Source organism: Streptococcus suis (assembly GCF_046032115.1).
GTDB classification, from domain to species: Bacteria; Bacillota; Bacilli; order Lactobacillales; family Streptococcaceae; genus Streptococcus; species Streptococcus suis_AJ.
On record NZ_JARQOZ010000003.1, the window covers coordinates 47,996 to 60,168 of the forward strand.

The following is a 12,173-nucleotide window of genomic DNA, read 5'->3' on the forward strand; positions in this document are numbered from 1 at the left end:
GCTTCACGCTTGAAATTAATTCATTCTATTCTGTTGGAGAAAGTCCCCCGAACCTTCCTCGCTTTCCCATTTTCAAGCTCGGGTTAAAAATGTCCCCCGGACGTTTTTAATACTCTTTCTCATTATAACCAAAGTCGGCGAGGTCGAGTTTTTTGTCTCGCCAGTTTTTCTTGACTTTGACCCAGGTTTCGAGGAAGACCTTATCTCCTAGCATGAGTTCAATATCACGACGAGCCATGGAACCAATTTTCTTGAGCATGGCTCCTTGCTTGCCGATGATGATGCCCTTCTGGCTATCACGCTCTACCATAATCGTCGCTCGGATATGGACCTTGTCAGTAAACTCATCACGTTTCATGGAATCGATGACAACGGCCACAGAGTGCGGAATTTCCTCACGAGTCAGGTGTAGAACCTTCTCCCGAATCATCTCAGATACCAAGAAACGTTCTGGGTGGTCAGTGATTTGGTCCGCTGGGAAATATTGGAAGCCTTCGTCCAGGTTTTCCTTGAGAATTTCCATGAGTCGGTTGACATTGTTCCCTTGGGTAGCAGAAATTGGCACAATTTCCTTGAAGTCCATCTGTTGACGGAAATCATCAATCTGTTCCAAAAGCTGGTCTGGATGAACCTTGTCAATCTTGTTAACAACGAGGATAACTGGAACTTTTGCCTGTTTAAGGCGTTCCATAATCATGTCATCACCCTTGCCTCGCTTTTCATCGGCTGGCACCATAAAGAGGACCGTATCCACTTCACGAAGGGTGCTATAGGCAGATTCCACCATAAAGTCACCCAAAGCCGTCTTAGGCTTGTGGATTCCCGGGGTGTCAATGAAGACAATCTGCTCTTCTTCTGTCGTATAAATGCCCATAATCTTGTTACGGGTTGTTTGAGCTTTATCGCTCATGATAGCAATTTTTTGCCCCATTACATAGTTGAGAAAGGTTGATTTCCCAACGTTTGGACGACCTAAAATCGCCACAAAACCTGACTTAAATGTCATGTATTCTCCTTATATTCTAAAAAATAAAGTCCCAAATTTTCGGCACAAAGATAATCAATCCTGTCAGCAAGGCAAAGCCTGACACAAATAAGACTGCCCCTGCTGCCATATCTTTTGCATTCTTTGCCAACATAGAAAAATGATAGTCTGACGCCAAATCCACCACATTCTCAATAGCCGAATTCACAATTTCAAAAGCGATAACCAGACTAATACTGAGCAAGAGGAAGAGCCATTCTGTCACAGATACTTGGAAAATAAGTCCCGCAAGCACTACAAGAATAGCTGAAGCAAGGTGCTTCTTCATATTGCGTTCTTCCTTGAAAGCCGTCAATAAACCCGTCACTGCAAATTCTAGACTGGCAATCAGCTCTCGGTTTTTCCAGCGATTTTTTGAATTATTCTCTTGTAAGTCCATAGGCCGTCAAAATTTCTTCTTGTAAACCAAACATTTCTGCTTCTTCTTCTGGCGTATAATGATCGTAGCCATTGATATGCAGAAAACCGTGTACAGCTAAAAAGCCCATTTCACGCTCGTAGCTATGACCATAATCTTCAGCTTGCTCACGCGCCTTATCGATAGAAATATACAATTCACCAATATAGGCATCGAAATCTTCCATCATTTCAGCCAATTCAGGATTGTCCAGTAAGTCTTCCTCATCAAAAACAATCTCCGACTCTGGCTTATATTCTAGGCTGACAACATCTGTCGGACGGTCAATTCCTCGGTACTCCAAGTTAACCTCATGGACACGCTTATTGTCCACAAAGGTCACAGCCATTTCCTTACTCTGCTTGCCAATTTTTCCGGCAGCAAACTGGAGCAATTCCGTAATCTGCTCCTGCATTTGAGCAGAAACCTGCCCTGTTTCATCAATCATTTCGATATACATAATCTTACATTCCTTTTACGTTTCCATTATATCATAAAACCTATCAATGAGGGGTTTTTAGTGGTATAATATCCTCAGAAGCTATCAGAGGAGTGGAAAATGTTACAAACACCGAAACACATCACTGCCATCATTGAGTCTCATCTGGATCAGATGACTAGACTTGAAAAGCAGATTGCCAGTTATTTTACTCAGTTAGACCCATCTAGCACCGATCTTAGCCAAGAAAACACTATACAGCAACTCCACATTTCTCCATCTGCTCTTACCCGTTTTGCCAAAAAATGCGGTTTCTCAGGTTATCGAGAATTTGTCTTTGCCTTTCAGAATAACCAAGAATACTTGGATAAACATTTTGAAAAATTACAGCGAAGCCTGACAAAAAAAGTCTTGGTAGACTATGAGGAAATCCTAACTGCTACCAATAAACTCGTTGATGAAGAAAAATTGGAAGAAATTGCCAGACTGATTGACAGTAGTAAGCGTGTCTATTTTTATGGAATCGGCAGTTCTGGTTTGGTTGCAATGGAAATCAAATCCCGCTTTATGCGACTGGGTGTTGTCTGTGATGCAATTACTGATAAAAACAACCTCATTTGGACAACCAATATCCTAGATCAGACCTGCTTGGTTATCGGTCTTTCTCTGTCTGGTCAGACAGAAGAGGTCATGGAGCATCTCCACCTGGCTGCTCAAAAGGGGATTCCTACCGCCCTGTTAACAACTAAGAGTTTTCCCCATCCGACTTTTGACCAAATCATTCCAGTCGCCTCTGTCCGCCACCTCAATTACGGCAATCGTATCTCACCCCAAATTCCCCTACTCATCATGCTAGATATTATCTACGCCTATTTTTTGGCTATTGACAAGGAGAAAAAAGAGAATATTTTCAAGCAAACTATTAGAGAATAATTCATCCGTCTTTCTATTTCACAACAATCTTAATAAAACAAAAAGCATTCAAAAATACCCGATAGGTACAGTTTGAATGCTTTTAATTCGCTTAAATCTAACTCTATTCTTCAAGACCAAGAATTTGATTGATTTCTTGGCTATACAGAATAGCCTTACCTCCGAAAATAGCCTGTATTCCTCCTTTTACATCCAAAACAGCCGTTGCACCTATAGACTGAATAACTCCCTTATCCACAAGACCACTATTTCTAAGCGATACTCTTAATCGAGTCGCACAGGCAGTCACATTCTCAATATTATCTGCTCCACCAAGAGCATCGATGATAGCAATTGCATTATCACGAAGACTAGAACCGTTTGATAAAACTTTTTCAGAATGCGATGCTTGATCACTGCTTTCCATACCAGGAACTAGCACGTGAAATTTGGTTACTAAAAATTTGAAAACTAGATAATAAACTGCTGCCCAAAGCAAACCTACAGGAATCACGTAAATCCAATTGGTTTTGTCATTTCCTTGGAAAACACCAAAAATCAAGTAATCAATAAGCCCACCAGAAAATGAGTTCCCAATACGAATTTGCAGGAGATCCGCAACTAAGAATGATAGTCCATCTAAAAATGCATGAACGACATATAGCCATGGAGCCACAAATAAGAAAGAAAACTCAATTGGTTCCGTAATACCTGTCAATAGGGACGTTAATGCACTGCTCGAATAAAAACTACCAACTTTCTTCCGATTTTCCTTAGGGATGGCATGATACATAGCCAAACATGATGCTGGTAAACCAAATATCATCGTTGCAAATCGACCAGCAAAAAATCGAGTTCCATAAGTAAATAATCCTGTATGATTCGCATCCGCTAATTGGGCAAAGAAAATATTTTGCGCACCTTGGATTGTCTCACCTGCTACTACTTCACTTCCACCTAATGAAGTATACCAAAACATTGGATAGATGGTATGGTGCAAGCCAAACGCACCTGTCAAACGTAAACCAAAACCATATAAGAAGGTTCCAAAACTTCCCATCTCTGCTATTGCCTTACCAAAATCAACTAACAAATTCTGAATCGGTGGCCAAATTATATAAAAAATGGAACCAATCGCAATTGCTGCAAATGATGAAATAATTGGAATAAAGCGAGAGCCACCGAAGAAACCAAGAAAGGCTGGTAATTCAATTTTTCGGTATTTATTGTGTAAAGTTGCAACAGTGATACCAATCGCCAAAGCTCCTAGAACACCAGTATCAATACTTGCTCCTTCCCCTGCAAAAAGAGTTAGAAAGCCACTAATTGTAGCGGTATAAATAAGGTATGCAACACCTGCGGATAGTCCGGCTGTACCCTTATCTGCATCCGCTAATCCGACAGCAACACCAATAGCAAAAATCAACGCTAAATTCGCAAATACCGCACTACCTGCCGTACTCATGATAGTGAATACAGCTTGCAACCACGCTTGATCCAATACAGGAAATTGTGCTACAGCATTACTATTTGATAAAGCGCCTCCAATTCCCAGTAAGAGACCAGCAACAGGCAAAATTGAGATTGGTAGCATAAAGGCCTGCCCTAGCTGAGAAAACTTCTTAAAATTCATACTCCATTCCTTTCTATAACCTATTTATTATTTATGTAAAGCACTAATAAACCGCTCTGCGATTTCCTTTGGACGCGTGATTGCACCACCTACAACGATTCCTGCCACACCTAAATCATGAATAATTTTTACTTGGTCAGGATAGTGTATTTTCCCTTCCGCTATCACATCAATACCTGCTCGGAACAAGCGGTCAACCAATTCAATATCTGGTCCCTCCTCCTGCCTACTATAGGATGTATACCCCGAAAGGGTTGTCCCAACGAAATCCATTCCAGCCTCATAGGCCGTTATCTCCTCTTCATAGGTTGAAATGTCTGCCATAAAGAGTTGTTCGGGGTATTTTTCCTTGATTTGCTTAATGAAATCAACAACATCGAGTCCGTCATAACGCTCACGCTTCGTGCATTATTAGTAGTATGTCACTATCATCACAAGTTCATTTGTGGTTCACGGATATAGGTCATTTATGTTAGTTTCTTTTAGACAAATGTAGTCGTTTATCTAAGACTAACATAGATAGCTTTTCTATCTAGCTTAATGTTACAAATTGGGATTACAAAAAACTTGTCCCAATTAAATAATCATAGACATAGTCATTGACCTTTACATGCATAGCATCATGTCCATAATCTGGTAAGATTTTCATTTGCTTCTCTACCTGCAAACGATTGTAAACTGCAAATTGAGTAGAGGGTGGACAAACACTGTCTTCCAAACCAGTCACCATAGCAACAGGACATTTTATCATGCTAGCAAAATTTTTAATGTCGATATAGGATAGTGTATCCAACATTTTTGACTCAGTCTCATGAAATGGGTCTGAATATTTGAAATAACGGAAAAGTTCATCGTAGGCCTCACTATTGTTGCCCAATTCCAATACCCGCTTAAAATCGGATAGGAAGGGATAAATAGAGACAGTCTTAGACAAATTTGGATAGAGGGCTGCTGCAATCAAGGCTAGGGCTCCTCCCTGAGAAGCTCCGTAACTCATCAAGCGATTGGCATCAACCTCTGCAAATCCTGACACAAGACGAATTAACTGGTAAACATCCAAGTAAACATCCTTATAAAAGAGATGATTTGGACCTTGGACCATCCCTCTAATCACCTGACCCTTGACGGTTATTCCCTCAAAGCAACCCAAATCTTGAGAGCGACCTGCCTGCCCTCTGACATCCATTGCTACAACGCCAATTCCGACGGCTGTGTATTTCAGTAATTCTGACCAGTCTGGACCTTGACCTTGGTAACCATGGAAATAAAAGAGCACTGGTATTTTTTCTTCTTTTTTTGGAAAAATGACTTTAGAAAAAATCTTTGAGCCTCCTTGACCGATAAAGGTCAACTCGGAACAAGCAACCCCTTCTAGGCCGACCTCTTTCTCCACTAATTCAAAATCTGGTAAGTCTGGCAAACTGGCAAGATGACCTTGCCAAAACTGTTCAAAATCTGTTGGGACTTCCTGTCTGCCAAGATAAGACTCCATTTCCTGCAGAGACATTGTATCAATCATAGTTCCTCCTAACCCAGACCTTGCTTCTGCTGGAAATGATAAAAGGCACCCAGCATACCAGCTGCATTCTCATGCTCTGCAAAGGCTAGCTTGGTCTTGTCTGCTAGGCTAGAAACCAAGTTTTCTTTAAGGGCTGCCTGGATTTTCTCAAAGAGATAATCCTTTTGCGCCATAATACCACCACCAAGAATAACCACTTCTGGATTGGCTACATAGCAGATGTTGGCAATGCCTTGGCCGAGATAGTTGACCATGCGATCAATAGCCGCAATACAGTGGGCATCTCCAGCCTTGGCTTCTTGGAAAATCTTATAGCCGTTCCAGTCTGCTGGATCCTGACCATGCAGGCGAGCCACTTCTTGGACAAGAGCCGTCGTTGAAGCCAGGTCTTGGAAAGCACCATCAGAAAGATGGAGATAGCCCACCTCACAAGCCGAATTACTAAAGCCGTGGAAGATTTGACCGTCCACCAGCAAGCAACCACCAATACCCGTACCAATTGTCAAACAAAGACTAATCTGGCAATCTTGACCAGCTCCTGAAATCCCTTCTGCCAACCCTGCACAGTTAACATCATTTTCAATCTCACAAGGAATTCCGAAACTTGTTTCAATTTCAGACTTGAATTGGGTTCCAGCATAATTTGGAATCTGCGGTCCCGAATAGAAAATCTCTCCCTTGTCAGGATCGACCATACCTGCTGAGGAAATGGCTACACCTGAAAGCGGGAATTGGGCATGGAAATCTGCTACTAGTTTTTTGACTGTCGCAAGGATATGGGGACCGCCCTTGTGGGCTTCCGTATCCATCTTGTAATTTTCTAGAATCTGACCCGCTGCATCTAGGCGACCGTATTTTATCTGGGTTCCGCCGATATCAATAGCAAGATAGGTTTTCATAGACACCTCCTAGGCACCAAATCTTTCCTTGGCATCCCGAATCAACAGAGCTGCTTCTTGAGCGATGGAAAGATCTGCTTCTGTTAAGGCAGTTAGAGGTTCCCGAACAGAGCCAATGTCCAAGCCATCATTGATACGGATAACTTCCTTGATAACAGCGTACATGTGCCCATGACCAGACACCAATTTACCAATGATAGTATTGATGGTTGCCTGTAATTGACGGGCTGTTTCCAAGTCCTTGTCAGCAATCAACTGATTGAGCCGTAGGAAGAGTTCTGGCATAGCACCATAGGTACCACCAATCCCTCCCTTAGCCCCCATGAGGCGACCGCCGAGAAATTGCTCATCTGGACCATTGAAGACCACATAATCTTCACCGCCTAAACTAACAAAGGTATCAATATCCTGAACCGGCATAGAAGAATTCTTCACTCCGACCACTCGTGGATTTTTCAACATTTCCTTATAAAGACTTGGTGTCAGGGACACACCTGCCAGTTGCGGAATGTTGTAGATGATGAAATCGGTATTTGGTGCAGCTGCACTAATGCCGTTCCAATAAGCTGCGATGCTGTACTCAGGCAAACGGAAATAGATCGGTGGAATAGCTGCAATAGCATCGACACCCAATTCTTCCGAATGGCGCGCTAGCTCCACACTGTCCTTCAAATTGTTGCAGGCCACATGGTTAATAATGGTCAATCTGCCCTTGGCAACCTCCATAACCGCTTCAAGAATTTGCTTGCGGTCTGCCACACTTTGGTAAATGCATTCGCCAGATGAACCATTGACATAAAGCCCTTGAACACCCTTGTCAATGAAATATTGAACCAGAGCTTTTACACGCTCTGAACTAATGTCACCAGCCTCATCATAACAGGCATAAAAGGCTGGGATAATACCATGATATTTCGATAAATCTTTCATTCTAATTCCTTTTTAACGATTGTAATCGTGACCCAAATTCTCTAATAAATAGAAAGGATAGGCCAGCATAGGCAAAAAATAGGAAACTCACCAGACCAATCAAGAGGGTGAGGTCTGAATAGAAGAGCACAGCTACCAAGAAGAGGAAGACAAGACTGACCACAAAGGTCAGAGACAACATAGTCCCAAGGTAGAAAATCCCTTGCAAAAACAAGTCTTTTAAGTGGAGCTGAAAACGACTGGCTAGCGGATAGACATAGATCCAGAGCAGCTGGCTAAAGAGCAAGATAGCAATGCAGCTTGCACGGAAACTATCAAAGACTAGACCTGCCTGCCCCCAGATTAGATAGAGGTCCAAAAGGCAACATGTCGTTAGCCCAATTTCTACCAGTGACAAGACTAGACCCTGTTTCCACTGCCGACGAAAATGTCCCCAGTAGGTCGACCAGACCTTGATTTTCCCCTCTTCATGCATGTCCCATAAACTTGCCTGGAGGGCAAGTTTGGCAATTCCCAAGGTAAAAAGAGGGAGACTTGCCAAAACAGTTAAGCCATTTAAGAGCATTAAATCGAAGATTTTTTCTACCAGTTGCCAGGCTGGATGATGGACATCAAACAGGGACTGAACCAGCGTTCTACCAGCTTTTCCTTTCATCCTCTTCTTCCCCTTTCTATCTTATAAAGGACTTAGTCATCTACTAAGACTTTAAACACACACTTTCGGACTGTCTTGGCATCACCTGCCCATTGGTTTGGCTGATGAACTTCCCCAGGTAGGAAAATAGCAAAGTAATTCCCATCTAGTAGACAATCCACCCATTTTTCACTGGGAACAAAACCGATATCACCTGCCTGGTCAAATCCAGTATCCTCTCCAACCAGACGGCAACCATAGGAAATTTGTTCCTGACCACTGATGACAAAATGAATATCTGCATAAGAACGGTGGTATTCAAATTCCTCCTTAAACTCCTCAGAGAGGGTATTTTCTTGGAGGAAATAATAGACATCCTGGCCTGCAACTTCATACTTGCCCAGCTCCTGCTCTCGAAAATCTCCCTTTTCCAGAACAGCCAAGGCAAGATCCAAGTTAGGATGCAGGCCCTTATAGTGCCTAACATGTTCAATATGATCGTAAATCATGCAACTTTCTCCATGAACTTATCCCTTAACAGCCCCCATAGTAATACCCTGTGTAAAGGATTTTTGGAAGACAAGGAAGACGGTAACGATTGGGACAGCAGCCATAGCAGCACCTGCCATAATGACACCATAGTTGGTTGCCATTTCAGCCTGCATGGTCGCAACACCCAGCGAAATGGTCAAATTCTGACGTGATGTCAACATAACCAACTGCATGAAGTAGTCGTTCCATGAGTTGATGAAGGTAAAAATAGCCAAAGCAGCAAAGCCAGGTTTGACAATTGGAAAGGCAACATTCCAGAAAGTGGATAGCTCACCACAACCGTCAATCTTAGCAGATTCCAAGAGCTCGGTTGGAATGTTTTCTGAGAATTGTTTCATCAAGAAAACACCGAATGGCCAACCAACAAGTGGCAGAATCACAGCAGCTAGCGTATCATGAATCCCCATAAAGTTGATAATCCGAACAAGGGGCACAAGAACAACCTGTTTTGGCAAAGCCATGGCTGCGATAAAGATAGAGAACAAAATCCGCTGACCATAGAAGCGTTTCTTAGCCAAAACATAGCCTGCTAGTGAGGAAGTTGAACACACCAAAATCATGGTTGCCAAGGAAATGAAGACGGAGTTCCATAGCCATTGCAAGGCAGGGTTTTGTACCGTCAACTTGGTAAAGTTTTCCAGTGTTGGCTGGGTTGGCCACCACTGAGGTGGAATGACAATAGTATGCGGTTGTGACTTAAAGGCCCCTGTCATAATCCAATAGAAAGGAAAGATGAAAAGGATAGTCAACAAGAGCAAAATAATGGTTGAAATAACACCAAACGGCGTAATGGTTTTCTTTTTCATGGTCTCCTCCTTTCTAGTATTCCACATCATTACCCAAAATCTTGAATTGGGCAAAGGAAATCAAGGCAATCATGACTGCCAAGAAAACCCCCATGGTATTTGCATAACCATATTCAGACAACTTGAAGGCTTTTTCGTACAAATAGTACATGAGGGTCGAAGTCGAATAGTTTGGACCACCCGAAGTTAAGAGCTGAATAAGGGCAAAACATTGGAAAGAGTTAATGGTTGTAATCACTGCAATATAAAGAGTGGTTGGTAAGAGGCTTGGCCATTTGATTTGCCAGAAAACCTGATGTTCGTTGGCACCATCCACACGCGCTGCTTCTACCAAGGAATTATCAATATTTCCCAGAGCTGCAATGTAGAGGATAATAGGCTGACCAACCGAAGTTGTCAAAAGAATAATGATAATGGCTAACAAGGCCCATTGCTTATCCCCCAACCAGCTGATGTTCTGGTCGATGATTCCACCAGATTTCAAGACAAAGTTCAAAATACCTGATAGCGGATCATAAATCCATTTCCAAACAACCGTAACAGCAACCGAACCTGTTACAACAGGTAGGAAGAAGACCGCACGGTAGAAAGAGCGAGCGATGACATTCTTTTCATAGGTCTGTGAAGCCACAAAGACTGAAAAGAAGACAACGACTGGCACTGACCCAACCACGATAATCAACGTGTTAATCAAAGATTTGATAAAAATCGGATCATTAAACATCCGTACATAGTTATCCAGCCCAACAAAGCTAAAATCTGTCATCGTATAGTTGAAGAAACTGGTGACAAATCCCATAATCATTGGAGCTAGTACAAAAATAGTGAAGAAAATGAGAATAGGAGCTAAGAATGTATAGGATACAATGGTCTCCCGCATTCTAATCTTATTTATCTGCACCGAGAACACCTCTATTCTATTCGGAATCATTCTCAATGAAAATCAAAATACCTACTGAAAAAATAGTTGTTGATTTTCATAAAGCATAAAAGGAATGGCTCCCTTTCTATATCTTTGTAGGAAACTGACAGAGAAAAGGAGCCTCATTCAATTCATTTATTTAATCGTTGCGTTTGCTTGCTCAGTGAATTCTTTCAAAGCTGGTTCTGCTTCTTTTTCGCCATTTGATACAGCTTGAAGCATTGGGAACCAAAGAGTTCTCATTTCAGCAAATCCGTCAATGGTGTTGTAATATGGAGAGTAGTATTGAGTCCACTTATCAATCATAGCCATACGTTCATCATCATAAAGGGCACCAAATGATGTACGAACTGGGAATGCTCCTGTACGAACAACGTTCTTAGGACCCCATTCTTTATCATCTGCGATGAACTGGATGAATTTCTTAGCTGCTGCTACGCGTGCTTCGTCGCCATTATTGAAGACTGCAAAGCCGTTTACAAGGTACTCAAGAGCTGCTTTACCATCTTCAGATGGGAATGGTACTTCAAGTACTTCTACTTTAGAAGCTTCTAGCAACTGCCCTTGGATACCGTTTTGAGCAGGACCCCAAAGGATAGTGTAAGATGTTTGACCGTTTGCAAAGTTTTGGATGTCATCGCCACCTGCATATTGTGAACCATTCATCATGTAACCGTCTTTAATCCAGCCAGCTGCCTTATCCAAGGCTTTGATCATTTGTTCTGAGTCAGTTGTATATTTGGTTACACCTTCGTCAGTGATGCTTCCGCTGTAAAGGTTTGCTAAGAAGGCACGAGTACCTTGGTCACCACCCTGACCGTTAGAGAAGAGGGAACCTGGGTTGTAGCCTTTATCTTTCAAGGCTTTGATCACTTTTTCAAAGTCGTCAGTAGTCCAGCCGTCTTTGACAAGATCAAGCACACCTGCGTCTTTCAACATCGCTTTGTTAAAGGCCATGTAGAATGGAGCAGAGCTGAGTGGGTACATATAAGCAGTATCACCAGCCTTAGATGCTTGGATAATGTTTTGGTTGGCTACATCTTTGACAAATTCGTCTGTAAAGAGGTCATTCAAGTCAGCCAATTTACCATTTTTTCCGTAAGTGATAATACGACCTGGTGCGTCAAAGAGGACGTCTGGAGCAGTACCTGCTTCGATAGCAGTTGTGATTTTTTCTGGCCCAGATGTAAAGTCAATGGTTTCGAGTTTTACAGTAATGTCTGGGTTTGCTTCTTCAAAGGCAGCAATAATTTTTTGCTCATAGGTACCAACACCGTCTTCTGTGTTTTCTTGAGTGAAGACTGGGAAGGCCCACCAAGTGATTTCTGTCTTGCCAGAAGCACTAGAATCAGCAGTTTTTTCAGCAGTTGTATTACTGCTACCACCACTACATGCTGCAAGTGACAAAACTGCCACACCAGCTAACAATGAATGTATGATTTTCTTCATCATTCTTCTCCTTTTTTTATTATTTTGCTTACCCCA

The 12,173-nt window shown here is 42.2% G+C and carries 13 protein-coding genes and 1 pseudogene; 1 reads left to right on the forward strand and 13 read right to left on the reverse strand.

Annotation, left to right across the window (positions count from 1 at the left end):
• Positions 1–106: 106 nt before the first annotated feature.
• From era to ybeY, 3 genes are read right to left on the reverse strand one after another with little or no spacing between them, the layout of a single operon-like run.
• Positions 107–1,006: a GTPase Era gene (gene era, locus P7J36_RS01965; protein ID WP_024376828.1), complete on the reverse strand. Its 900-nt coding sequence runs from the start codon at positions 1,004–1,006 to the stop codon at positions 107–109.
• A gap of 16 nt (positions 1,007–1,022) precedes the next feature.
• Positions 1,023–1,424, reverse strand: coding sequence for a diacylglycerol kinase family protein (locus P7J36_RS01970; protein WP_002935751.1), 402 nt, complete (start codon positions 1,422–1,424; stop codon positions 1,023–1,025).
• On the reverse strand, positions 1,405–1,902 hold the full coding sequence (gene ybeY / locus P7J36_RS01975; RefSeq protein ID WP_024376829.1) for an rRNA maturation RNase YbeY: 498 nt from the start codon (positions 1,900–1,902) through the stop codon (positions 1,405–1,407). Before ybeY ends, P7J36_RS01970 begins: the two co-directional genes overlap by 20 nt.
• A gap of 99 nt (positions 1,903–2,001) precedes the next feature.
• On the opposite strand from ybeY, the gene P7J36_RS01980 reads away from it, so the two are divergent.
• The gene (locus P7J36_RS01980; RefSeq protein WP_408551028.1) at positions 2,002–2,814 is read left to right on the forward strand and encodes a MurR/RpiR family transcriptional regulator; all 813 of its coding nucleotides are present in this window, start codon (positions 2,002–2,004) and stop codon (positions 2,812–2,814) included.
• A 103-nt stretch (positions 2,815–2,917) separates the two neighbouring features.
• Here P7J36_RS01980 and P7J36_RS01985 read toward each other — a convergent pair whose 3' ends face one another.
• From P7J36_RS01985 to P7J36_RS02030, 10 genes and pseudogenes are all read right to left on the reverse strand, one after another.
• Complete coding sequence (locus tag P7J36_RS01985; protein ID WP_398582571.1) at positions 2,918–4,426, reverse strand: PTS transporter subunit EIIC; 1,509 nt, start codon at positions 4,424–4,426, stop codon at positions 2,918–2,920.
• A 27-nt stretch (positions 4,427–4,453) separates the two neighbouring features.
• Positions 4,454–4,834 (reverse strand): annotated as a pseudogene (locus P7J36_RS01990) (beta/alpha barrel domain-containing protein); the annotation flags it as partial.
• 148 nt (positions 4,835–4,982) lie between these two features.
• The gene (locus P7J36_RS01995; protein WP_408551029.1) at positions 4,983–5,945 is read right to left on the reverse strand and encodes an acetylxylan esterase; all 963 of its coding nucleotides are present in this window, start codon (positions 5,943–5,945) and stop codon (positions 4,983–4,985) included.
• A gap of 8 nt (positions 5,946–5,953) precedes the next feature.
• A complete protein-coding gene (locus P7J36_RS02000) occupies positions 5,954–6,844 on the reverse strand; it encodes an ROK family protein (RefSeq protein WP_408551030.1) in 891 nt (296 codons plus the stop codon).
• 9 nt (positions 6,845–6,853) lie between these two features.
• Positions 6,854–7,774, reverse strand: a complete 921-nt coding sequence (locus P7J36_RS02005) for a dihydrodipicolinate synthase family protein (protein WP_408551031.1) — start codon at positions 7,772–7,774, stop codon at positions 6,854–6,856.
• Position 7,775: 1 nt separating this feature from the next.
• Positions 7,776–8,429, reverse strand: coding sequence for a DUF624 domain-containing protein (locus P7J36_RS02010; RefSeq protein WP_408551032.1), 654 nt, complete (start codon positions 8,427–8,429; stop codon positions 7,776–7,778).
• 32 nt (positions 8,430–8,461) lie between these two features.
• Positions 8,462–8,917, reverse strand: a complete 456-nt coding sequence (locus tag P7J36_RS02015; protein WP_408551033.1) for a NanQ anomerase/TabA/YiaL family protein — start codon at positions 8,915–8,917, stop codon at positions 8,462–8,464.
• 18 nt (positions 8,918–8,935) lie between these two features.
• Positions 8,936–9,766, reverse strand: a complete 831-nt coding sequence (locus tag P7J36_RS02020) for a carbohydrate ABC transporter permease (RefSeq protein WP_024376836.1) — start codon at positions 9,764–9,766, stop codon at positions 8,936–8,938.
• 13 nt (positions 9,767–9,779) lie between these two features.
• Entirely contained in the window at positions 9,780–10,667 is an 888-nt protein-coding gene (locus P7J36_RS02025) for a carbohydrate ABC transporter permease (RefSeq protein WP_029186299.1), read from the reverse strand.
• Between the two features lie 156 nt (positions 10,668–10,823).
• Positions 10,824–12,137, reverse strand: coding sequence for an ABC transporter substrate-binding protein (locus P7J36_RS02030; protein ID WP_408551034.1), 1,314 nt, complete (start codon positions 12,135–12,137; stop codon positions 10,824–10,826).
• Between the last annotated feature and the right edge of the window lie 36 nt (positions 12,138–12,173).